This is a genomic window from Nocardioides sp. BE266, from assembly GCF_031457855.1.
In the GTDB taxonomy this organism is placed as follows: Bacteria; Actinomycetota; Actinomycetes; order Propionibacteriales; family Nocardioidaceae; genus Nocardioides.
On the sequence record NZ_JAURTI010000002.1, the window covers coordinates 74,055 to 95,089 of the forward strand.

Annotated in this window: 22 protein-coding genes; 7 read left to right on the plus strand and 15 right to left on the minus strand. The window is 71.4% G+C overall.

Features of this window, described 5'->3' with window-relative positions; all coding sequences use genetic code 11:
• The first annotated feature begins 34 nt into the window (after positions 1–34).
• Positions 35–673, plus strand: a complete 639-nt coding sequence (locus J2X46_RS04650; protein WP_310247491.1) for a DUF6461 domain-containing protein — start codon at positions 35–37, stop codon at positions 671–673.
• A 69-nt stretch (positions 674–742) separates the two neighbouring features.
• On the opposite strand, the gene J2X46_RS04655 is transcribed toward J2X46_RS04650, so the two are convergent.
• Together J2X46_RS04655 and J2X46_RS04660 are read right to left on the minus strand one after the other, a co-directional pair.
• Complete coding sequence (locus tag J2X46_RS04655; RefSeq protein WP_310247493.1) at positions 743–1,558, minus strand: ABC transporter permease subunit; 816 nt, start codon at positions 1,556–1,558, stop codon at positions 743–745.
• Positions 1,555–2,451 carry an ATP-binding cassette domain-containing protein gene (locus J2X46_RS04660; RefSeq protein ID WP_310247495.1) on the minus strand — a complete coding sequence of 299 codons (897 nt, stop codon included), beginning with the start codon at positions 2,449–2,451 and terminating at the stop codon, positions 1,555–1,557. The genes J2X46_RS04655 and J2X46_RS04660 overlap by 4 nt, the downstream gene beginning before the upstream one ends.
• Positions 2,452–2,608: 157 nt before the next feature.
• Here J2X46_RS04660 and J2X46_RS04665 point away from each other — a divergent pair, with 157 nt between their 5' ends.
• A complete protein-coding gene (locus J2X46_RS04665) occupies positions 2,609–3,682 on the plus strand; it encodes a hypothetical protein (RefSeq protein WP_310247498.1) in 1,074 nt (357 codons plus the stop codon).
• A 31-nt stretch (positions 3,683–3,713) separates the two neighbouring features.
• Positions 3,714–4,544, plus strand: coding sequence for a hypothetical protein (locus J2X46_RS04670; protein WP_310247500.1), 831 nt, complete (start codon positions 3,714–3,716; stop codon positions 4,542–4,544).
• Between the two features lie 25 nt (positions 4,545–4,569).
• Here the strand turns inward: J2X46_RS04670 and J2X46_RS04675 are convergent, their stop codons facing one another.
• Positions 4,570–5,745, minus strand: a complete 1,176-nt coding sequence (locus J2X46_RS04675; RefSeq protein WP_310247501.1) for a pyridoxal phosphate-dependent aminotransferase — start codon at positions 5,743–5,745, stop codon at positions 4,570–4,572.
• Positions 5,746–5,788: 43 nt separating this feature from the next.
• Positions 5,789–6,400, minus strand: coding sequence for a hypothetical protein (locus J2X46_RS04680; protein ID WP_310247503.1), 612 nt, complete (start codon positions 6,398–6,400; stop codon positions 5,789–5,791).
• A 153-nt stretch (positions 6,401–6,553) separates the two neighbouring features.
• Between J2X46_RS04680 and pyrE the strand changes: the two genes are divergently transcribed.
• Positions 6,554–7,081, plus strand: a complete 528-nt coding sequence (gene pyrE, locus J2X46_RS04685) for an orotate phosphoribosyltransferase (RefSeq protein WP_310247505.1) — start codon at positions 6,554–6,556, stop codon at positions 7,079–7,081.
• 16 nt (positions 7,082–7,097) lie between these two features.
• Here pyrE and J2X46_RS04690 read toward each other — a convergent pair whose 3' ends face one another.
• Positions 7,098–7,844, minus strand: coding sequence for a VTT domain-containing protein (locus tag J2X46_RS04690; protein WP_310247506.1), 747 nt, complete (start codon positions 7,842–7,844; stop codon positions 7,098–7,100).
• A gap of 37 nt (positions 7,845–7,881) precedes the next feature.
• Between J2X46_RS04690 and J2X46_RS04695 the strand changes: the two genes are divergently transcribed.
• Positions 7,882–8,574, plus strand: coding sequence for a TrmH family RNA methyltransferase (locus J2X46_RS04695; protein WP_397212939.1), 693 nt, complete (start codon positions 7,882–7,884; stop codon positions 8,572–8,574).
• On the opposite strand, the gene J2X46_RS04700 is transcribed toward J2X46_RS04695, so the two are convergent.
• The 4 genes from J2X46_RS04700 to J2X46_RS04715 form a co-directional block, all read right to left on the minus strand.
• The gene (locus tag J2X46_RS04700) at positions 8,575–9,309 is read right to left on the minus strand and encodes a septum formation family protein (protein ID WP_310247508.1); all 735 of its coding nucleotides are present in this window, start codon (positions 9,307–9,309) and stop codon (positions 8,575–8,577) included.
• A 55-nt stretch (positions 9,310–9,364) separates the two neighbouring features.
• Positions 9,365–10,114, minus strand: a complete 750-nt coding sequence (locus J2X46_RS04705) for a hypothetical protein (protein ID WP_310247509.1) — start codon at positions 10,112–10,114, stop codon at positions 9,365–9,367.
• Positions 10,115–10,180: 66 nt separating this feature from the next.
• Positions 10,181–10,663 (minus strand): SigE family RNA polymerase sigma factor, encoded by a 483-nt coding sequence (locus J2X46_RS04710; RefSeq protein ID WP_310247512.1) that lies wholly within the window; start codon positions 10,661–10,663, stop codon positions 10,181–10,183.
• Complete coding sequence (locus J2X46_RS04715) at positions 10,660–11,796, minus strand: hypothetical protein (protein ID WP_310247513.1); 1,137 nt, start codon at positions 11,794–11,796, stop codon at positions 10,660–10,662. The genes J2X46_RS04710 and J2X46_RS04715 overlap by 4 nt, the downstream gene beginning before the upstream one ends.
• Positions 11,797–11,953: 157 nt before the next feature.
• Between J2X46_RS04715 and fbaA the strand changes: the two genes are divergently transcribed.
• Positions 11,954–12,988 (plus strand): class II fructose-bisphosphate aldolase, encoded by a 1,035-nt coding sequence (fbaA, locus tag J2X46_RS04720; RefSeq protein WP_310247515.1) that lies wholly within the window; start codon positions 11,954–11,956, stop codon positions 12,986–12,988.
• A gap of 165 nt (positions 12,989–13,153) precedes the next feature.
• Here the strand turns inward: fbaA and J2X46_RS04725 are convergent, their stop codons facing one another.
• The 4 genes from J2X46_RS04725 to J2X46_RS04740 all read right to left on the minus strand — a co-directional run bounded on the left by J2X46_RS04725 (position 13,154) and on the right by J2X46_RS04740 (position 17,294).
• Positions 13,154–14,671, minus strand: coding sequence for a DHA2 family efflux MFS transporter permease subunit (locus J2X46_RS04725; protein WP_310247518.1), 1,518 nt, complete (start codon positions 14,669–14,671; stop codon positions 13,154–13,156).
• Positions 14,672–14,763: 92 nt separating this feature from the next.
• A complete protein-coding gene (mctP, locus tag J2X46_RS04730; protein WP_310247520.1) occupies positions 14,764–16,485 on the minus strand; it encodes a monocarboxylate uptake permease MctP in 1,722 nt (573 codons plus the stop codon).
• On the minus strand, positions 16,482–16,763 hold the full coding sequence (locus tag J2X46_RS04735) for a DUF3311 domain-containing protein (protein WP_310247521.1): 282 nt from the start codon (positions 16,761–16,763) through the stop codon (positions 16,482–16,484). The genes mctP and J2X46_RS04735 overlap by 4 nt, the downstream gene beginning before the upstream one ends.
• 108 nt (positions 16,764–16,871) lie before the next feature.
• Entirely contained in the window at positions 16,872–17,294 is a 423-nt protein-coding gene (locus J2X46_RS04740; protein ID WP_310247522.1) for a DUF3151 domain-containing protein, read from the minus strand.
• Between the two features lie 37 nt (positions 17,295–17,331).
• Here J2X46_RS04740 and J2X46_RS04745 point away from each other — a divergent pair, with 37 nt between their 5' ends.
• Positions 17,332–17,796, plus strand: a complete 465-nt coding sequence (locus tag J2X46_RS04745) for a thioesterase family protein (protein WP_310247524.1) — start codon at positions 17,332–17,334, stop codon at positions 17,794–17,796.
• A gap of 109 nt (positions 17,797–17,905) precedes the next feature.
• Here the strand turns inward: J2X46_RS04745 and J2X46_RS04750 are convergent, their stop codons facing one another.
• Both J2X46_RS04750 and lysS read right to left on the minus strand, forming a co-directional pair.
• Entirely contained in the window at positions 17,906–18,958 is a 1,053-nt protein-coding gene (locus J2X46_RS04750) for a hypothetical protein (protein WP_310247527.1), read from the minus strand.
• A gap of 211 nt (positions 18,959–19,169) precedes the next feature.
• Positions 19,170–20,882 carry a lysine--tRNA ligase gene (gene lysS / locus J2X46_RS04755; protein WP_310247529.1) on the minus strand — a complete coding sequence of 571 codons (1,713 nt, stop codon included), beginning with the start codon at positions 20,880–20,882 and terminating at the stop codon, positions 19,170–19,172.
• Between the last annotated feature and the right edge of the window lie 153 nt (positions 20,883–21,035).

The window sequence follows — 21,035 nt, forward strand, 5'->3', positions numbered from 1 at the left end:
GGCCGGTAGCGAGTTGCGTGCATAGGGTCCGTCCATGAGCGAACGGGTGGAGCACTACAAGGAGGTCGTCGAGGAGGCGGAGGTCGAGTCGCTGACCGTCGTCCTCGTCGCCGGCGCGACGGTGGCCGACGTCCGGGGCGTGATCGCAGCTGACGCCGGCCTGGCCGACGGTCAGGTGGTGGACGACGACGAGCTCTCGGCCTACACGTTCGCCGAGGTCGCCGGAGGGGTGCTGGCGATGGAGCACACCGGCTTCGCCGCGCCGACCGTCGAGGCGCTGAGGCAGCTCTCGACGGGCGGTCGGGGCGCGGCGGTGGTCGGCTCCGACATCCAGGCGTGGGACCGGTTCGGGTGCGCACGCGACGGGGTCGTGCTGTTCGACGACCCCGAGTACACCTACCTCGACGCCGACGACCTGTCCCGGGTGCCCGACGAGCTGCGACCGCTCTTCGACCTGGCATGGGTGGACCTCGACAGCGACGAGGAGGACGACGAGAGCGAGTCCCTCGCGTTCGCCGTCGGCCTGGCGATGGCCGAGGTCGTCACCGGGATCCGCATCACCGCGGAGGACCTGTACCGGGACTGGGAGGACGAGACGGTCGAGGTGCTACCGGTCCGCACCCTCGCGTACGCCGCCGAGCTCAGCGCCCAGCGCGAGGCCGACGAGCCGTGAGATGACGTCGGCGGCCACCGGTCCCCCGACCGGTAGCCGCCGACTCGCCTGAGGTGAGCAGGGGGACTGCTACTTCACCTCGGCACGCAGGACCGCGCGGAGCCCGAGGGCCAGCGGGATCCAGAGCCACACGAGGGTGGTGACACCGAGCTGCTGCCAGTACTCGGCGGTCATGGTGTTGTCGAAGAGGCGGGTGATCGCGAACTGCACGTCGACCCATGGCTGGAGGTCCGCGAACCACGACTGGAAGGCGGCCAGCGTGCCGAAGGCGATCGGCAGGACGAGCGAGTAGACGAAGTAGCCGACGACCGCGCCCGCGGAGGAGCGGAACAGCACGCCGAGCATGAAGCCCATCAGCATGCCGAGCGTGTTGGCCAGCACGATGTTGCCGAACTGGGCCAGGGAGATGTCCCACACCGCGTCCAGGCCGGTGATGGCCGAGCCGAGGACGTTGCCGAGGGCACCGACGGCGAGCGCGAGGAACATCGCGGCCACGCCGACGAGCAGGGTGCCGATCACCTTGGCGGTCATCACCCGTCCACGCCAGGGCACGAGGGTGTACGTCGTCAGGCCGGTGCGCTGGCTGTACTCACCGGTGACCGACAGGATCGCGATGATCGGCAGCACCACCGAGAGCGGCATGCCGATCGCGGAGGAGAAGGTGTTCTGGGTGATCGCCTCGTCGGGCGCCCACAGGATCACCGCCGCGGTGGCGAGGACGGTGACGATGCCGACGCTGGCCATCATCCAGAAGCCCGCACGGGTGTCGAACATCTTGCGCAGCTCGACGCCCACCAGTCGGGTCATCGGGATCGGGGCCACCGACCGCGCGGGGCGGGCGGGGGTGTCGACGGGCGTCGACGGGGAGAGGGTCGTGGTGGTCATGCTGCTGCTCCTTCGCGAGCGGTCTCGGCGGTGAGCTCGAGGAACATCTCCTCCAGGCCGGCGCCGTCGGCGGCGCGCAGCTCGCGCAGGACGACGCCCGCACGGTGTGCGGTCTCTCCCACGAGCTCGGGGTCGGCGTCGACGCGCAGGCCGCCGTCGATCGGGCTGGTGACGACGGCCGCTTCGTGCAGGGCACGGGCGAGGGTGTCGACGTCGGACGTACGGACGAGGGTGCCGGCGGCTGCGAGCAGCTCGGACTTGCTGCCCTGGGCCACGATCCGGCCCTGGCCGATGACGACGATGTCGTCGGCGATGACCTCGATCTCGTGGAGCAGGTGCGAGGACAGGAGGACCGTGCCGCCGTCGTCGGCGAAGCCGCGGAGCAGGTCGCGCATCCAGCGGATGCCGGCGGGGTCGAGGCCGTTGGCCGGCTCGTCGAGGATGAGGACCTGCGGGTCGCCGATGAGGGCGGTGGCGATGCCGAGGCGCTGGCGCATGCCGAGCGAGTAGTCGCGGACGCGGCGCGAGGCCTCGTCCTCGGTGAGGCCGACCCGGGCGAGGGTCTCGGCGACCCGCGACTTCGGCAGGCCCATGGTCTGGGCGGCGATCGCGAGGATCTCGCGGCCGGTGCGGCCGGCGTGCTGGGCGGAGGCGTCCAGCAGGACGCCGACCTCGAGGCCGGGGTTGAGGAGCTCGCGGTAGTCGCGGCCGGTGATGGTGACGCGGCCGGAGGACGGGCGGGTGAGGCCGACCATGACGCGCATGGTGGTGGACTTGCCGGCACCGTTGGGGCCGAGGAAGCCGGTGACACGGCCCGTCGCGGCCGTGAAGGACACGTGGTCGACGGCCGTGAAGGGGCCGTACTGCTTGGTGAGGGACTCGACGCTGATCATGGGCCCAACCCTCGCCTCGCACCACGTGCGCGCGCATCGGGGACAGCGCGGAGACGTCCCCTGAGAGCGACCCTGAGAAACCCCCGGACGGAGCCTGCGGGTGGGCGGATCGGCCCCTTGTCGGGACGCGTTGGGGTGCGCTTGGGACAATGGCCCGGTGAGCAAGCCCACCGAGCAGCGTCCGCCCCAGGTCAGCCTGGCGTCGGGCATCGTCATGTTCGCGTCGGCGCTGGTGCTGATCACGTCGTGGGAGCAGGTGTCCAGCCTCGGGTCGCTCGAGACCCAGCGGGCCATCGACACCTTCCTCTCCGAGCCGCCGTTCTCCTCGCTCGGCCTCGACATGGAGAGCACCCGGCAGCTCCTGCGCATCACCGCGATGGTCTCGGCTGTCGCTGCCTGCGCCACCGCGATCCTGGGCTGGTACGTCCGCAAGCCCGACCGCGGCGCCCGCCTCGGCCTGACGGTCTTCGCCGTCCCCGTCTTCCTCGCGGGCATGCCGTCCGGCGGCCTCGCGGGGGCGTTCGTCGCGGCCGGTGCCGCGATGCTCTGGATGGTGCCGGCGCGCGAGTGGTTCGCCACGGGGAAGTGGACGCCGCCCGAGCCCGCCCCGAAGCCCGACCCCGTCTCCCGTACGACGCCCGAGCCGGGCAACCCGGGCTGGACGACCCCGCCCGCCCCGACCGAGCCACGCCCGGCCGAGCGACCGTTCGGCACGCCGCCGATGGCACCCGGGTGGCCCGCTCCCGCCCAGCAGGGCCCGCCGCCCTCGTGGCAGGAGCACCAGGTGCTGCTGCACACCCGCCCCGGAGCGATGGTCACGGCCTTCGTGCTGACCGTCGTCATGGCAGGCGGGCTGCTGGCCCTGTCGTTGCTGTGGATCGCGATGGCCGGGCTCTCGCCGGACTTCTTGATGAGCGTGCTCGAGCAGCAGCAGCCCGAGCTGATCGAGGACGGCGTCACCCTCCAGCAGGTGCAGGGCACGGTCTACCTCTACGCCGGCGCCTTCGTCGTGTGGTGCATCGCCGCCCTGGTCTTCGCCGGGTTCGCGATGGCCCGGCGCGACTGGGCCCGTCGGGCCCTGATGCTCACCGCCGCGTTCAGCGCCGGCGGCTGCCTCGTCTTCGTGCTCAACACGGTGCTCGTCGTGGTCCCCGCCGCGGCCGCCGTCGCGACGGTCGTGTGCCTGCGCCGGGTCGAGGTCCGGCGCTGGTTCGCGCTCGAGCCGCGCTGACCCGCGACCGGCGGCGTGGTGAGATGTAGCCATGAGCGATCCCTACGGGCAGCAGCCCTACGGCCAGCCCGCCGGCTACGGACAGCAGCCCTACGGAGCCGCGCCCGTGCCCAGCGGTGACCAGCGACCCGGCACGGTCACCGCGGCCGCATGGATCGCGATCGTCTTCTCCGGGCTCATCGGCCTGCTCTTCGGCGGAATCGCGCTGGTGTCCCTCGCAGCCCGCGACGAGGTGATCGCCGAGCTCGAGCGCCAGCCCGAGTACCAGAACCTCGACGTCGACCTCGACCAGGCGTTCGGGGTCGGCATGGCGCTGATGCTCGGCATCGCCGTGTGGTGCGTCATCGCCGTCGTCCTGGCGGTCTTCGTGCTGCGGCGCTCGAGCGTCGCCCGGATCCTGCTCGTCATCTCCTCGGCCGTGGCCGCGACGCTCGCGCTGCTCGGCATCATGAGCGGCGTCTCGATCATCCCGCTCGTCGCCTGCCTGGCCACGATCGTGCTGCTGTTCGTCGGTGGGGCGGGGGCGTGGTTCAAGCGCGTCCCGCAGAATGCCGCCGCCTACCCGGGCGGCTACGGCGGCTACCAGCCCTACGGCGCACCCCAGGACCCCCAGGCCGGCCAGCAGCCCGGCCCCTACGGCGGCTACGGCGAGCAGCCCCAGCAGCAGGCGCCGCAGCAGGCCCCGCAGCAGGGGGCGGACTACCCGAACCCGTACGGCAACCCCTACGGCACGCCGCAGGGCGACCAGCCGAGCAGCTCGCCCAACCCCTACGGCCAGGTCCCGCCGACCCACCAGGACCCCGACAACCCGTCGGAGCAGGACGGCCAGGACTACCCGCCCCGCGACTACCCGGGACGCTGATCAGGGCTGCTGAGGCGGCAGCGCCTCAGCGGGCGAGGTCGGCGGCAGCGAGTCGTCGTACGCCGTCACGGATGACGTCGGGGACCTTGCAGAAGGCCCAGCGCACCAGCTGACGACCCGCTTCCTGGTCGTCGTAGAAGCCCTGCGTCGGGATCGCGACGACACCCGCGCGCTCGGGCAGGGCCAGGCAGAACTCGCGCCCGTCGGCCCAGCCGAGGTGGCTGATGTCGGTGGTCGCGAAGTACGTCCCCTCCGGCACGCGCGGGGCCAGCCCGGCGGCCGCCAGGCCGTCGCAGAGGAGGTCGCGGCGCGCCTGGAGGTCGCGTGCGAGCCCGCCCGGCCAGTCGCGCTCGTGGTCGAGCGCGTGTGCGACGGCCGGTTGCAGGGGTGCTCCCGAGGTGAAGGTGAGCCACTGCTTGGCCGCGAGCAGCGCCTGCACCAGCGGTGCCGGCCCGGTGGCCCAGCCGACCTTCCAGCCGGTGAACGACCAGCTCTTGCCGACGCTCGACAGGGTCAGGGTGCGCTCCCACATGCCCGGCAGGGTGGCGATCGGGACGTGTCCCTCGCCGGAGAGCGCGTCGTCGAAGACGAGGTGCTCGTAGACCTCGTCGGTCACCACCACGACGTCGTGCGCGATCGCGAGGTCGGCGATGACCTGGAGCTCCTCGCGGGTGAGCACGGTGCCGGTCGGGTTGTGCGGGGTATTGAGCAGGATCAGCTTGGTGTCGTCGGTGACGGCGGCGCGCAGCTCGTCGAGGTCGGGCCGGAAGGTCGGCGCCCGCAGCTGCACCGGACGGCGCCGGGCGCCGCACATCTCGAGCATCGCGACGTAGGAGTCGTAGTAGGGCTCCAGCACGACCACCTCGTCGCCGGGGTCGACGAGGCCGAGCAGCGCGGCGGCGATGCCCTCGGTGCAGCCGGTGGTGACCACGACCTCGGTCGCGGGGTCGGGCTCGAGGCCGTAGTGGCGCTGCTGGTGCCGCGCGATCGCCTCACGCAGCGCGGGTACGCCGATGCCGGGGGCGTACTGGTTGGCACCGCTCTCGAGCGCGCTCTCGGCAGCCGCGATCACCGACGCCGGGCCGTCGACATCGGGGAAGCCCTGGCCGAGGTTGAGCGCACCGGTGCGCACGGCCAGCGCGGACATCTCGCTGAACACGGTCGGCGGGATGTGGGCCAGGCGGGCGGCGGTCCGGGACATGTCCCGAACATAGCGAGCCGCCGCGTCGAGGACGTCGGGTGCGTCAGGAAGGGCTTGCCAACCAGGGCTCCCGCAGGTCGAGGAACGTCGTCTCGCCGATGGCGAGCTGGTCGAGCTCGGCCATCGCCTCGCGCACCGACTCGGGCGGCTCCTTCTGCTCGCCGGCGCGGGCGTCGGCCTCGCTGGTGAAGTAGATGACCATCGTCCACGCGTCCTCGCCGTGGACGGCCATCAGGCTCCCGAGCACGTCGGGCCGGTAGTCCTGCCACGCCGGGTCGTCGTTGTCGGTCAGCTCGCGCGCACGGGCGCTGTCGCTGGTGCGGCCCTGCATCACCTGCACGAACCCGGCTGCGTCGAGGTCGCCGTGCTCGTCGGCGACGATGTCGCTGCTCTCGTGGAACGCCGGCTCGCTGGTGAACAGCTGCTCGAGCTCGCCCCACCACGCGCCCTGCTCGGGTCGGTCGCTGTTGCGGCGGGCGGCGTCCTCCGAGTCGAAGCGCGCGACGCCGATGAACCAGTTGTCGTCGCCCGTGACGCCGGACGTGCTGCCCAGCCACCCGTCGGCGCCGGGGCTGAGGTCGGTCACCCAGCGGTCGAGCAGCTCCTTGACCTTCGCGGGATCGGAGACCGGTCCCTGGAACACCTGCACGAACATCGTCCCTCCTTGCCTCGCACGGTCCGAGAAGCCTCTCGACGCTACGCCCGGACCCGCCGTCCCGCACCCCGGTCCGGACCGGCTCCGGGGCGGCGCGCAGCAGGGTCGCCGGGCCGGCTGAGGCGGGTCGGCAGTCGTCGCTAGGCTGCGGGCGTGGTTGACGAGACGCTCGCACGCGACATCGACGCCGCCTGCCGCCTGACCGGGGAGTTCGTCCTGCGGTCCGGCCAGGTCGCCGACACCTACTTCGACAAGTACCTCTTCGAGGCGCAGCCGGCGCTGCTCGACCGGGTCGCGACCCGGATGCTCGACCTGCTCCCCGAGGGCACCGAGCTCCTCGGGGGCCTCGAGCTGGGCGGCATCCCGATCGCGACGATGGTCTCGGCGAAGACCGGGCTGCCCGCGCTCTTCGTCCGCAAGAAGGCCAAGGAGTACGGCACCTGCAAGCTCGCCGAGGGCCCGGACGTCGCCGGCCGGCGGATCACGATCATCGAGGACGTGATCACCACCGGTGGCGCTGTGCGCGACGCCACGAGGGAGCTGCGTGCTGCCGGCGCCACGGTCGAGGTCGTGGTCTGCGCGATCGACCGCTCACCCGCCGACGAGAACCCACTGGCCGACGTGGACCTCGAGGTCCGGTCGGTGCTCACCCGGGCCGACCTGGACGCCGTGCACCGCTGACGGGGGCGCCGGGGCGTCAGTCGACGTCGCGGCCGGTGATGTCGCGGTCCGGACCGCCGTCCTGCGGGCCGATCTCGGCGCCGGGGGCGTTGGTGCGCTTGTGCCGCCACCACTCGATCGCGATCGGGATGATGGAGAACGCCAGGATGACGATGACCAGCTTGTCGATGCTCTCCCCGAGGTGCGGGAAGGCGTCGCCCAGGAAGAAGCCGAGCAGGCAGATCGACACGACCCACAGCACGGCGCCGACCAGGCTCCAGAGGAAGAAGCGGTGCCGGTCCATCCGCGTCACGCCCGCGACGACCGTGATGTAGGTGCGCACGAAGGGCACGAACCGGCCGATGACCAGCGCCTTGTTGCCGTGGCGGTCGAAGAACGCCGTCGTCTGGTCGAAGTACTTGCGCTTGATGATCCGCCCGTCGCGCTCGTAGAGCGGGGGGCCGATCCGGCGGCCGATCTCGTAGCCGACGACGTTGCCGAGGAATCCCGCCCCGGTGAGGGCGGCGACCACGACCAGCAGCTCCACGAGCGGCGGGCCGGGAAGGAGGTCGAGCTGCCCGGTCGCGATGAACAGGCCGAGGGCGAAGAGCAGGGTGTCGCCGGGCAGGATCGGGAAGAACAGGCCGCACTCGATGAAGACGATGACCAGGCTGATCCAGAACAGCTCGGCGCCGAAGCGGTCCAGGAGCCAGTTGGGGTCCATCCAGTCGATGCCCAGCAGCAGCGGTGTCACGAGCCCGGCCGGGTCGAGGAGAGCGGTCACGCGCGCCACCCTAACCAGCGATCCCTAGCATGCAGGCATGCAGGACGACCATGCGCGCGACGGGGAGCGGGCGCCGTACGACCCGATGCCGCACGGACCGCCCGAGGTGGGCGTCGGCCCGTGGCAGGGGGAGTGGCCCGAGGGCGACCGGTGGGACCCCGACCTGCTGCGTGACGGCGACCGTCGCAACGTGGTCGACCGCTACCGCTACTGGAGCCTCGAGGCGATCGTGGCCGACCTCGACACCCGGCGCCACGGCTTCCACGTCGCGATCGAGAACTGGCAGCACGACTTCAACATCGGCACCATCGTGCGCACCGCCAACGCCTTCCTCGCCGCGGAGGTGCACATCGTCGGCAACCGCCGCTGGAACCGGCGCGGCGCGATGGTGACCGATCGCTACCAGCACGTGCGCCACCACGCCGACACGGCTGCGCTGGCGGCGTACCTCCACGCGCTCGACGAGCCGGTGCGGCTGCTCGGGATCGACAACCTGCCCGGGTCGCTCCACCTCGAGACGATGCAGCTCCCCGAGCGGGTGTGCTTCCTGTTCGGGCAGGAAGGCCCCGGGCTCTCGGAGGGCGCGCGCGAGGTCTGCGACGGCACCTTCTCGATCGCGCAGTTCGGCTCGACGCGCTCGATCAACGCCAGCGCGGCTGCGGCGATCGCGATGCACAGCTGGGTGCGGACCTACGCCGACCTCACCGGCGAGGACGCCTGGCGCGGGTGACTACTTCTTCGTCTGCGTGTAGCAGACCAGCGCCCGGTCGCCGACCGTCCAGTCGACCTTCGACGGCCAGCTGAAGCGGTAGGTGCGCGAGGTCGTGGCGTTGCGGCAGCGGTCGGTGCCGATGCGCTTCCACGCCTTCTCCTTGGGGTATCGGTTGGCCTTGATCTTGATCGCGGCAGTGGCGCGGTAGGTGTGCTTCGCAGAGCAGGTGGTGACCAGGAAGTCGCGGCCCGCGAGGCAGCGGGAGACCGACTTCTTGAACGGGTACTTCCCGACGTCGAGCTTCCCCGGGAGCGGCGTCAGCTCGGTGCCGCCGAGGAGGACGAGGTCGCAGCGCAGCCAGCGGGCGCCGGCGGCCTGCTGCTCGGCGCTCGGGCCGAACCAGCCGATGGCGTATGCCGTCAGCCGGGCGCCGAGCACGTTGGTGCCGAGCGCCTTCCTCTGGGCCGGGTAGCAGGTCTCGAGGGCCAGGTCGACCAGGTCGGGGCTGTCGTAGGTGAGGCCGTCGGGCAGCGTGGTGACCGCGATGACCAGGGAGGTGTGGGCGCCTGCGCAGTCCACGGGCGCCCCGGCGTAGGTCGGCTGGTCGAGCTCGGCCCGGGTCATCGGTGAGCACTGGCCGACGACCGGTGCCTGGAAGAGCGGGTCGGCCGCGGTCGCCGGTGCGCTGAAGGTGGTCAGGGCTGCGGCGAGCAGCCCGATGAGGGCGGCACTCGTCCCGAGTCGTCGTGTCATGGCCGTCAACCTAGGTGGCCGCGGGCGGCCGCGCCATCCACCTTCGGTACGACACTCAGGGCCGCTTGCCGAGCTCGGAGTACTGGGCGATGAACTCCTCCGCCGTCGTGGCGGTGGTCCCGGTCCGGCGCGCGGCGATCGCGGTCGACCTCGACTGGTCGTCGTACCTCTCGGACATGACGAACCACTTCTCGCCCTCCCACCTGACCAGCGCGACAGCGAAGACCGAGTGGCGCCGCTCGCGGAAGGCACCCATCCGGTGGTCGCGGTCGACGGCCTGGTCGACCACCTCCGCGCCGTCGGCGATCGGGATCATCACGCCGTCGTCGCCGACGCTCGCCAGCACCAGGCCGGGGGCACCCTCCTCCTGGAGCACCAGGTCGGTGCGCCACTGGTCGAAGGTCAGCCAGCGCGACTGCGCCGGGACCTCGCTGTAGGTGACCAGCTCGCCGTCGGTGCGGCGGACCGCCAGGACCCACCGGGCATCCCCGTCCGTCTCGAGCGAGAGGCCGATCGCGTCGGCGAGCTCGTCCGGGGCGTCGACCCGGTCCAGCACGGTGACCCCCGCACGGGGTTCGGGCAGGTCGGACCCGGGGACCGCCTCGAGCCAGGCCTTCAGGTGACGCGGGATCCGTACGACGGTGGCGGCGGCGGACGGGCTCGCGGACGAGGATGCTCCCGACCCGTTCGGCTCGTCGCGCGTCGCGGCGACCGCGGACCACGCGAGGATCCCGATCACCAGCGCGGCCACCAGACCGACGTACGTCAGGACGCGTCGGTGGCGCACGGGAAGGGTGGGTGCCATCGCACACCTCCTCACGGTCCGCGGCGCCTGTCACAGGTACGACGCCGCAGGGGCGCGATCAGTTGCTCAGCGGTGGCGGGAGAGGACCGCCTCCAGCGCGGCGAGCCCGCGGCTGCTGTGGCTCTTGACCGTCCCCTCGCTGATCTTCAGCTCCGTCGCGGTCTCCCGCACGGACAGTCCCAGCCAGTGCCGCAGCACGATCACCTTGCGCTGCTGCTCGGGCAGCGCCTGGAGCGCGGCGAACAGCGCCGAGCGCTCCTCCACGTCGGTGCCGCCGTCGGCCGGGAGGTCGGGCAGCTGGTTGCTCGGCCGCTCGCGCCGCCACGGTCGTCGCGACTCGTCGATGTTGGCCCGCACCATGATCTGGCGGACGTAGGCCTCCTCGCCGCCCTCGTGGCGGATCCGCGGCCAGGCGACGTACAGCTTGGTGAGGGCCGTCTGCAGGAGGTCGTCCGCCCGGTGCCAGTCGCCGCACAGGGCGTACGCGATGCGGCGCAGGTGGGTCTGCCGGGCGGCGACGAAGTCCGAGAACGCTGCGTCGTGCTTCATCGCATGCCGCCCTGGTCGGCCCGGTCGGCCATGAACGCGACGAACTCGTCGAGCGTGTCGGCGCCCCCGGCCTTGGCCTCCGCGACGGTCGTGACCGAGGCCCCCTCGGGGAAGCCCACGGCGAGGACGAACCAGCGCTCGCCCTGCCACTCCAGCAGTGCTACCGCCGAGGGGTGCTTGCCGGTGCCGTACCTCTCGAGGTCGGGGTCTGCGCGCTGGTCGAGGACCACGACGCCCGGAGCCGAGGCGGTGACCGTGCCGTCCTCGGCGAGGTCCACCAGGTCCAGGCCGGGGTTGCCGCTCTGCAGCGCCACCTGGTCGGCCAGCCACTGGTCGAACGTGAGCCAGCCGGAGTCGGTGTCGAGCGACCAGGAGGCCGCGTCGCCGCCCTGGGTGAGCAGCATCCACGTCGTGCCTTCGGCGGACTGGAGCACCAGTCCGAGCGAGTCGTCCCCCGGCACGGGATCGGGGACCTGCCTCACCACGGTGACCCTGGGAGCCGTCTCGAGCTTGCCCCCGCGCCAGGTGACCAGGCCATCGGCCATGCCGGGGTCGTCGTCCGCGGGGCCCGAGGTCATGCCGCCGTTGGCCACTTCGGCGCGGACGAACGCGTCGAAGGTGTCGAACAGCCCGTCCTCGGGACGCAGGGACGACATCGAGCTGCCGCCGCCGTCCCACTCCAGGACCAGCCACCAGCGCCCGCCCTTGTAGGAGATGTCGAGCGCGGCCGACTCGGTGTCCTTGCCGGGATAGAGGTCGTCGCGGCGCTCGTGGACGACGGCGCCCGGACGGATCTCGAGGCCGTCGGGCGTGGCACGCGCCGGCGGGTCGTTCTTGCGCCACGGGAACGTGGCAACCGGCTCCGGGGCGGCCGACGTCGGGCTCGAGGTCGGGCTCGCGGTCGGGTTCGGCTCGGTGGCGACCGGCGCGTCGTCGCTCCGAGGCGCCCCGCCGGGGGCCAGCGCCCAGGTCGTGCCGACCACGATGGCGGCGGCCACGCCGGCTGCCGCGACCGTGGCACGCCGACGGCGTACGGCCTGGTGCCCGACGGCGACGTAGTGGCCGACGGGGACGTCGTCGCCCGTGCCGAACGACTGCTCGAGCTCGCGTGCCCAGTCGATCTCGGTGTCCATGCTGGTCCTTCCCCCGGTGTGCAGTGTGCACCCGTCAACACGGACCAGCCGGCACATCGGTTGTCACGTGGTGAGACGGCTTCGGGCGAAGTTCCGGACTCGCGGGTAGCCACTAGGGTTGGCAGCGCCTGCCTGACCGCTTCAGAGGAGAACCCCGATGCCCATCGCCACCCCCGAGGTCTACGCGCAGATGCTGGACGCCGCGAAGGAGAAGTCCTTCGCCTACCCGGCCATCAACGTGTCCTCGTCCCAGACGCTCAACGCCGCGCTCAAGGGCTTCGCCGACGCCGGATCCGACGGCATCATCCAGGTCTCGACCGGTGGCGCGGAGTACCTCTCCGGCCCGTCGGTGAAGGACATGGTGACCGGCTCCGTCGCGTTCGCGGCCTACGCCGCCGAGGTCGCGAAGAACTACCCCGTCAACATCGCGCTGCACACCGACCACTGCCCCAAGGACAAGCTCGACGGCTTCGTCCGCCCGCTGCTCGACATCTCCGCCGAGCGCGTGGCCCGCGGCGAGCTGCCGCTCTTCCAGTCCCACATGTGGGACGGCTCGGCCGTGCCGATGGGCGAGAACCTCGAGATCGCCGAGGAGCTGCTCGCCAAGTGCGCGGCGGCGCACATCATCCTCGAGATCGAGGTCGGCGTCGTCGGCGGCGAGGAGGACGGCGTCGCCAACGAGATCAACGACCAGCTCTACACGACCCCCGAGGACGCCATCGCCACGATCAAGGCGCTCGGTGCCGGCGAGCGCGGTCGCTACATGACCGCGCTGACCTTCGGCAACGTGCACGGTGTCTACAAGCCGGGCAACGTCAAGCTCCGCCCGGAGATCCTCAAGACCGCGCAGGAGGCCGCCGCCTCCGAGCTCGGCCTCGGCGCCGACGCCCGCCCCTTCGATCTGGTCTTCCACGGTGGCTCCGGCTCGACCGCGCAGGAGATCAGCGACGCCGTCGACTTCGGCGTGGTGAAGATGAACGTCGACACCGACACCCAGTACGCCTTCACCCGCCCCGTCGCGGCCCACATGTTCGCCAACTACGACGGCGTGCTGAAGGTCGACGGCGAGGTCGGCAACAAGAAGGCCTACGACCCCCGCGCCTGGGGCAAGGCCGCCGAGGCCGGCATGGCCGAGCGCATCGTCGAGGCCTGCCAGAACCTGCGTTCGGCGGGGACCTCGATCGCCGGCTGATGCATCTGGGCGGTGGTCCACCTACATTCCTGACCGACGGAATGTAGGTGAGCCACCGCCCGCCGGCGCGTCGTACGCCGACACGACACGTGCGGTGCGTGACGGGGATTCCCAGCTCGGGAAATCCCCGTCACGCACCGCTCGTGAGTCGTCTGGAGGAGTACGTCAGTGCGCGGCGGGCGGGGCAGCCGGAGCCTGTGCCTCGCCGAAGTGCCGCGGGCGCTCGAAGAGCAGGACCGCGACGACGCCGAGGACGAGGACCGCGGGCAGGAGGTACATCGCCTGCGACATGGCCGTGCTGAAGGCCTCGTGCACGACCTCGGGCAGCGTGCCGCCCACGGACGCCTCGGACGTACCGCCGCCGCCGAGGCCGTTGGCCGCGAGCCGGCTGTCGATGAGTACGGCGATCGCGGCGGCGCCGACGACCGAGCCGATCTGGCGGTTGGCGTTGTAGATGCCCGCGCCGGCGCCGGCCTGGTGCAGCGGGAGGTTGCGGTTGGCCGTCGTGGTCAGCGGCGCCCAGACGAAGGAGCTGCCGACGCCGAGCAGCGCCATCGAGCCGAGCACCTGCCAGAGCGGGGTGTCGGCGCCGAGCGACGAGGCCAGCAGCACCAGCGAGATGGCCAGGACGGTCAGGCCGGTGCCGGCGAGGATCCGCGGGTGGACCCGGTCGGTGAGCCGGCCGGCGATCGGGGCGAGCAGGATCGACATGACCGCCATCGGGGCGAGCAGCAGGCCGGCCTGCGTGGGGGAGTCGCCCCGCACCAGCTGGGCCCACAGCATGAGCGGGAAGCCCATCGAGGCGAAGACGAAGCCGACGGTCGTGATGGCGAGGTTGGCGAGGGAGAAGTTTCGGTCGCGGAACAGCGAGAGCGGCATCAGCGGCTCGCGCTGGATCTTCGACTGCCACCACACGAAGACCGCACCGACGACCAGCCCGCCGACGATCATCGCGATGATCGTGCCGTTCCAGTCGAGGGCGTGGCCCTCCTGGATGCCGAAGACGAGCAGCAGCAGGGCGACACCGCTGAGCGCGACGCCGAGCCAGTCGAACGAGTGCTCGTGCACCTCGAGCGAGGGCACCAGGCGCCAGGCGAGGTAGAAGCCGATCACGCCGACGGGGATGTTGATGAAGAAGATCCACTCCCACCCGGCGGCGTCGACGAGCACGCCGCCGAGGATCGGGCCGACGAGCGTGGCGACACCGGCGGTGGCGCCCCACAGGCTCATCGCCGAGCCGCGGCTCTCGCGCGGGAAGATGCGGGTGATCACGGCCATCGTCTGTGGCGCGACGGCGGCGGCGCCGAAGCCCTGGAGCACGCGCGCGGCGACCAGCATCCAGATGCTGTCGGAGATCTCGAAGGCCAGGCCGCACCAGAGCGAGGCGACGGTGAAGACGACGAGGCCGCCGAGGTACATCCGCTTGGGGCCGATGCGGTCGCCGAGCCGGCCGGTGATCAGGATCGGGACGGCGTAGGCCAGGAGGTAGGCGCTGGTCACCCAGATGACGTCGTTGACCGAGGCGCCGTGCGGCGCGTAGGTCTCCAGGATCGCCGGCGTCGCCACCGACACGATCGTCATGTCGACCAGGATCATGAAGAAGCCGACGCAGAGGGCGCCCAGCGCGGGCCATGGCCTGATCTCGGTGTCGGTCGGAGTCTCGGAGCCTCGGGTGACAGTCACGATCCCAGTGAACACCCGCCCGGTGACATCGATTCCCCCGGCGCCCCTGCTGGTTGAGGTGCGGGCGCCCTCACACCTCAACCAGCGATGGATCAGCGGGCGGGTGCGTTGCCCGGGATGTCGTCCGGGTCGCCGTAGGGCTCGTCGTGCGAGCCGTGCTCGGCGAGGTCCTTCTGCACGCGCGGGTCGTCGGCGTCGGCGAAGTAGTCGAACGCGATGGTCTCGTCGTTGCCGTTGGAGACCTTCAGCGCGTGGAGCACCGCGCTCACGATCGCGGCGACGACCACGTTGAGCACGAACGCCGTCATCGCGATGTAGCCCAGGTCGCCGATCGCGGGGATCGGGTCGAGCGAGCCGCCGAAGTGGTTGATGCCGGCGCGCGGGTTGGCCACCTGCCACGCCTGCACGGTGCCGTAGACCATGCCGACCGCCCAGCCCAGCAGCAGCCCGTAGCGGTGGAACCACCGCGTGAAGAGGCTGAAGACCACGGCCGGGAAGGTCTGGAGGATCCAGATGCCACCGAGGAGCTGGAAGTTGATCGCGTTCTGCTTGTCGAGCGAGAGCACGAAGACCAGCGCGAACGCCTTGACCAGCAGCGACATCAGCTTGGAGACCTTGGCCTCCTGCGCCGACGTGGCGTCGGGCTTGATCCACTCCTTGTAGATGTTGCGGCTGAAGGTGTTGGCCGCGGCGATCGACATGATCGCTGCCGGCACCAGCGCGCCGATCGCGATGGCGGCGAAGGCCACGCCGGCGAACCACGACGGGAACATATCCTCGAACAGCTGCGGGATCACCAGCTGCGCGTTGGGCTTGCCGTCGAGGCCGATCGGCTGCGTGCCCGCGGCGATCGCGACCCAGCCGAGCAGGGCCAGCAGGCCCAGCACGAAGGAGTACGCCGGCAGGATGGCGGCGTTGCGCCGGATCGTGTTGCGGGAGTTGGAGGACAGCGACGCGGTCACCGAGTGCGGGTACATGAACAGCGCCATCGCCGAGCCCAGGGCGAGCGTGGCGTAGGCCCAGCCCTGGCCGACACCCGGGAGGAACGCGCCGTTGGGCTTGCCGTCGGCCGGGTTGGCGGCCGTCATCTTGTCCTGCGCGGCGCCGAAGATCGCCTCCCAGCCGCCGACCTTGCCGGGCAGGTAGACGATCGCGACGATGATGACGAGGTAGATCAGGATGTCCTTCACGAAGGCGATCACCGCAGGGGCGCGCAGGCCGCTGGAGTAGGTGTAGGCCGCCAGCACCGCGAACGCGATGAACAGCGGGGCGTCCTTCGCCAGGATGTTGTCGCCGCCGCCGAGGCCGGCGACCTCGAGCACCGCCTGGATGCCCACGAGCTGGAGGGCGATGTAGGGCATGGTGGCCACGAAACCGGTGACCGCGACGGCCAGCGACAGGCCGCGGTCGTCGTACCTGCCGCGGACGAAGTCGGCCGTGGTGACGTAGCCGTGGCGGTGGCTCACCGACCACAGCCGCGCCATGAAGATGAAGATGATCGGGTAGAGCACGATCGTGTAGGGCACGGCGAAGAAGCCGGCGACCGCACCGGTCGCGAACATCGCGGCGGGCACGGCGACGAAGGTGTAGGCCGTGTAGAGGTCGCCGCCGAGCAGGAACCACGTGATCCACGTGCCGAACGTGCGACCACCCAGGCCCCACTCCTCCAGCGACTCCATCGACTCCGCGCGCTTGAAGCGGCTGGCCATGAAGCCGGCCACGGTGACGAGGAGGAAGAGGACGATCAGCACCGTGAGCGCGACGCCGTTGACGCCGCCCGTGTCGGTGGCCATCACCGTGAGCTGCGGGGTCATCGGTCCTCACCCACCTTGTGGGTCGTCTTGCCGCGTGCCGACAGCGTGAGCCGGTAGGCCGTCCAGGTCAGCGCGGAGCAGATGAAGACCCAGAGGAACTGGTACCAGAAGAAGAACGGGAAGCCGAGGAGCTCGGGGTCCGCCTTCGCATAGCTGGGCACCCACAGGAGGGCGACGATGGGGATCAACAGCAGGACGCCGGCGATCGCCATCTTGGTCTTGTCGGTCGGGGGTGGGCCCTGGTCGGGGCGCGACTGTGGTGTGTTCCCGGAATTCACCCGCGCGACCTTACTCCCGGCGTGACGGCCGTCACTCACCCCTGGGAGGGGCCGAAATCATCGCGCCGACGAGCGGTCGGTCTGGCGCGACGAACGGTCGGTCCGGGATCAGAGCAGCTCGTCCGCCGCGGTGGTGCTGGAGTCGCGGAGGAAGGTCGAGCAGCGCTCCCACTCCTCGGTCTCGCCGATGGCGCGGGCCGCCAGCGCGAGGAGCGCGAGCGAGCGCAGGAAGCCGCGGTTGGGCTCGTGCTCCCACGGCACCGGGCCGTGGCCCTTCCAGCCGTTGCGGCGCAGCATGTCGAGCGAGCGGTGGTAGCCGACGCGGGCGTAGGCGTAGACCGTCACGTCGTCCGCACCGGCCTCCTGCGCCTGCTGCGCCAGGGCGGCCCACGCGGCCGGCGACGCGGGGTGACGGCGTACGACGGCAGCCGGGGCGTCGCCGCCGGCGAGCTCGGCGTCGGCAGGGTCGGCGGGCAGGTGGGTGGGCGGGGGACCGGCCATCAGGTCGCCGCCGAAGGAACCGGAGGTCATGGGTCAACCCTAGGACCGGGTCGGGGAGACTGCGGCCATGGGTGAGACCTTCACGACCGAGATCCAGGCACGTTTCCGCGACATCAACCTCGCCGGCCACGTGGACAACGTCGAGGCGGTCCGGGTGCTCGACGAAGCCCGCTACGAGTTCCTCCGCTTCGCCCGCCTCCCCGGCCTGCCCGAGGGCGCTGCGGGCCTGCTGCACCGGGCCGACCCGGGAGTCTCGGAGCTCGTCGCGTCGCAGACGATCGAGTACCACTCCGAGATGCGGTTCGTGCCCTACCAGCCGTTCCTCGCCGCGCTGTGGGTGTCGAGGATCGGGCGTACGTCGTTCACGGTGTCGGCCGAGCTCCGGGTGGAGGCGGGCGGGCACCCGGCCGCCGTCTGGGAGTGCGTGAACGTCCTCTGGGACCACCACGCGCAGTCCGCGTGGACCGTCAGCGACGCGGTCCGCGCCGACCTCGAGCACTACCTCGGGGAGCCGGTCAGCTTCCGCCGCTGACGAGGTTCGTCGGTGCTCGCACCCCGACTCGAGCGGACATATGGCCGCTCGAGCAGCGTCGTACGGCGCAGCAAGAGCCCAAAGGTGCGTCCTAGTCGTCTGTTCGCCCTCAGGCGGCTGACGCGAGGTCGGGCGTCCACAAGCCCGCGGGACGCCGGCGCGGATGCGCATCGGCGAACCTGCGCAGGTGGGCGGGGAGCTCTCGGCCGAATCGCGCTTCCGTCACGGCGTACTCCTTGCGCAGCCGCTGCTGGGCCCTCTCCCGACCGGCGCCGAAGCAGTCCGCCCAGACGATGCTCGACGCGCCCAACCCCTCGGCGCAGATGGCTGTCTGCCTGGCCTGCTGCTTCCACAGGACCTCTTCCGGGGGCTCGTCGGCCACGCCGCCCGCGCTGACCGGGATCAGCTTGAGCTTGCCGTGGCACTCGAAGATGTGGCAGCCCACGCGGAGATCGCACCAGACGATGCGGCCACCAGCGATCTGCACTGCGAACTGGGTCTCGATCTCGCCGAGTCCCAACGACGCGACGAGCTCGCGGCCCAAGGTTTCGAGGACGGACTCCGCGCCCGGGTCGGAGTCGCTGACCGCCGCTCGGGCACGTGCCACGTGGGGATGACGAACCATCCGCGAGAGCTCGGCGTCGAGATCGCTCAGTGGCACGCCCAGGTGGCGGACTGAGTCGATGGCGACCAATCCGTGGCGGTAGCCGTGCCAGCGTGCGATGTCGACAGCAGTGCGCGCGTAGGACGTGACGAGGAGGTCGTCGGCCCTCTCGGCGCACAACGGGAGGAGATCACGGTGGCGGGTCACGCCGCCGTTGGTCCGGCTCCCGGTCGGGCCCAAGATCGTGAGGTGGGTCGACTGGGTCGGCGGGTCCAGCGTGTCGATCCGGAGGACTCTGGCGGCCGAGTCGTGGCTCAAGATCGCCGGGCGCTCGCTGCTGAGCACGGCTGCACGGTCCTTGATGATCCAGCGCTCGCGCGTGTCGAGCTGGTCCAGGTCGAGTCGTTGGCAGTAGATGCCGTGCCGCACGACCGCCCAGATCCCGCCCGGCCTCGTCAGCGCCTTGATCTCCCGGTCGGTGTAGCCCGCGAGGAGGGCTTGTCTGCGACTGAACACGTCGCCTTGCGCGGCCGCTGCTGCCGCAAGTGCTGGTCTCATGCAGGCACGATGCGACGGCGCTGGGGTGAGGCGCGACCCTGCGTCGGCGAGGGGTGTGGACAGGCAGCGAATGGCGATGGCTGTGGATGACTCCCGGTCAATCCGGGGCGGGTGCGCAGTGACGTACTGGACGGGTGAAATGGTCGCTGGGTGAGCAGGACGACTCGACCCGAGCGGCCATATGTCCGCTCGAGTGGCCCCCAGGGGGCGCTCAGGCGCCGAGCAGCTGGCGTACCTTCTCCAGCCCGAGGGCGAGGACGAGGGTGGGCAGGCGGGGGCCGCGGTCGGCGTCGACGAGGAGGTTGTAGAGCAGCCGGAAGAAGTCCTTCTGGTCGGCCTTCACCTGGTCGTTCGGCGCGTCCTCGAAGCCGAGGCCGCGGGCGACCTTGGGCGTGCCGTAGACGACGGCGGTCACCGCGTCGAGGTCGGGCTCGGCCGGCAGGCGGTCGAGGAAGATCCGCAGCCAGAGCTCCTCGTCCTCGGTGAGCGACGCGAGGCGGTCGGTGTCGGGCGAGGACCGGACCGTCGTGCGCTCGTCGGCCGGCACGTGCTCGGCGGTCCACTGCATCGCCTTGGTCAGCCGCGGCTCGAGGTCGGCGACCGAGTCGTGCGGGAAGCCCGAGGACTCGATGATCCGGGAGATCAGGTCGGCGGACCCGGCGGTGACGTCGGCGACCGACGACAGGGTCCGAAACGGCACCGGGACCGTCGGCGTGGGCAGGGTGCCCGCCGCCGCGGTCGCCGAGGCGCGGTGCCAGGCCAGGGTCGCGACGTCGGACTTCTCCGCGGCCTTGCGGCCGAGCGCGTCCCACTCGTCGTAGAGCCGGACGACCGAGGCGCCGAAGTCGATGTCGAAGGCCTGCGTGGGCGCGCGGCGGACGTAGAGCCAGCGCAGCATCGGCGACTCGAGGATCCGCAGCGCGTCGGTCGCGGTGGGCACGCCGCCGGCCGAGGACGACATCTTCTGCACGCCGGCGAAGCCGACGAACGCGTAGATCACCCGCGCCGGTGCGCGCCAGTCGAAGATCGACGGCGCGATCTCGGTGCCGACGGTGTAGGAGGAGCCGGGCGTCATGTGGTCGCGGCCGGCAGGCTCGAAGTTCACCTTCTCGAAGGCCCAGCGCATCGGCCAGTCGACCTTCCACACCAGCTTGCCGTCGGTGTCGGTCGAGAGGTCGGTGGTGCCGACGAAGCCACAGGAGGAGCAGGTGTAGGACAGGGTCGTGGTGGCGTCGTCGTACGCCGTCGTGGTGACGGTGTCGCGACCGCACTGGCGGCAGTAGGGGCGGTAGGGGAAGCGGGCGATCGCGTCGGCGGAGGCGCTCGCGGAGGGGTCGCCCTCCTCGTCGTCCTCGTTGGCGACGGAGTCGGCGAGGTCGGCGGCCTCCTGCTCGGAGGCGTCCTCGGCGGGCGCGACCTTCTTGGTGCGGTGCTTGGCGAGCACGGCCTCGATGTCGTCGCGTCGCGACACGGCCAGCAGCACCTGGTCGCGGTAGGCGCCGGCGGTGTACATCTCCGTCTGCGAGACCTCGTCCATCTCGATGCCGAGCTCGCGCAGTGACTCCTGCAGCGGCGCCTTGAAGTGCTCGGCCCAGCTGGCGTGGCACTCCCACGGGTCGGGCACGGCCGTCAGCGGCCGGCCGATGTGCTCGGCCCACTCCGCGGGCACCCCGGCCGGCACCTTGCGGAAGCGGTCGTAGTCGTCCCACGAGTGGAGGTGGCGCACGGGCACGCCGCGGCGGCGCAGCTCCTCGGCGACGAAGTGCGGGGTGATGAACTCGCGCAGGTTGCCCAGGTGGATCGGGCCGCTCGGGGACGCGCCCGAGGCGACGGTGACGAGGTTGCCCTCACCGGCGTGGCGTACGGCGTCGTCCGCCGCGCGCGTCACCCAGTCGACCGGATCGCCCTGCTGTCCTCGTGCCATGCGCGCAAGGCTAACGGGGCCGGCGCGGCGCCCGACGCGCGGGCGAAGGCGGCGGACACGGCGTCCGGAGGCGTTGTGCCCGGGCCCGAAATCGAGGAAGCGCCGGAGTCGTCCCCCGCGGCGACTCCGACGCTGTGCTCCTGAGGAGCAGAC

Bases quoted from the DNA above. Each gene is read 5' to 3' on its own strand.
- J2X46_RS04650 (WP_310247491.1), top strand. From the start codon at position 35: ATGAGCGAACGGGTGGAGCACTACAAGGAGGTCGTCGAGGAGGCGGAG.
- J2X46_RS04655 (WP_310247493.1), bottom strand. From the start codon at position 1,558: ATGACCACCACGACCCTCTCCCCGTCGACGCCCGTCGACACCCCCGCC.
- J2X46_RS04660 (WP_310247495.1), bottom strand. From the start codon at position 2,451: ATGATCAGCGTCGAGTCCCTCACCAAGCAGTACGGCCCCTTCACGGCC.
- J2X46_RS04670 (WP_310247500.1), top strand. From the start codon at position 3,714: ATGAGCGATCCCTACGGGCAGCAGCCCTACGGCCAGCCCGCCGGCTAC.
- J2X46_RS04675 (WP_310247501.1), bottom strand. From the start codon at position 5,745: ATGTCCCGGACCGCCGCCCGCCTGGCCCACATCCCGCCGACCGTGTTC.
- J2X46_RS04680 (WP_310247503.1), bottom strand. From the start codon at position 6,400: ATGTTCGTGCAGGTGTTCCAGGGACCGGTCTCCGATCCCGCGAAGGTC.
- J2X46_RS04695 (WP_397212939.1), top strand. From the start codon at position 7,882: ATGCAGGACGACCATGCGCGCGACGGGGAGCGGGCGCCGTACGACCCG.
- J2X46_RS04700 (WP_310247508.1), bottom strand. From the start codon at position 9,309: ATGACACGACGACTCGGGACGAGTGCCGCCCTCATCGGGCTGCTCGCC.
- J2X46_RS04705 (WP_310247509.1), bottom strand. From the start codon at position 10,114: ATGGCACCCACCCTTCCCGTGCGCCACCGACGCGTCCTGACGTACGTC.
- J2X46_RS04710 (WP_310247512.1), bottom strand. From the start codon at position 10,663: ATGAAGCACGACGCAGCGTTCTCGGACTTCGTCGCCGCCCGGCAGACC.
- J2X46_RS04715 (WP_310247513.1), bottom strand. From the start codon at position 11,796: ATGGACACCGAGATCGACTGGGCACGCGAGCTCGAGCAGTCGTTCGGC.
- fbaA (WP_310247515.1), top strand. From the start codon at position 11,954: ATGCCCATCGCCACCCCCGAGGTCTACGCGCAGATGCTGGACGCCGCG.
- mctP (WP_310247520.1), bottom strand. From the start codon at position 16,485: ATGACCCCGCAGCTCACGGTGATGGCCACCGACACGGGCGGCGTCAAC.
- J2X46_RS04740 (WP_310247522.1), bottom strand. From the start codon at position 17,294: ATGACCTCCGGTTCCTTCGGCGGCGACCTGATGGCCGGTCCCCCGCCC.
- J2X46_RS04745 (WP_310247524.1), top strand. From the start codon at position 17,332: ATGGGTGAGACCTTCACGACCGAGATCCAGGCACGTTTCCGCGACATC.
- J2X46_RS04750 (WP_310247527.1), bottom strand. From the start codon at position 18,958: ATGAGACCAGCACTTGCGGCAGCAGCGGCCGCGCAAGGCGACGTGTTC.
- lysS (WP_310247529.1), bottom strand. From the start codon at position 20,882: ATGGCACGAGGACAGCAGGGCGATCCGGTCGACTGGGTGACGCGCGCG.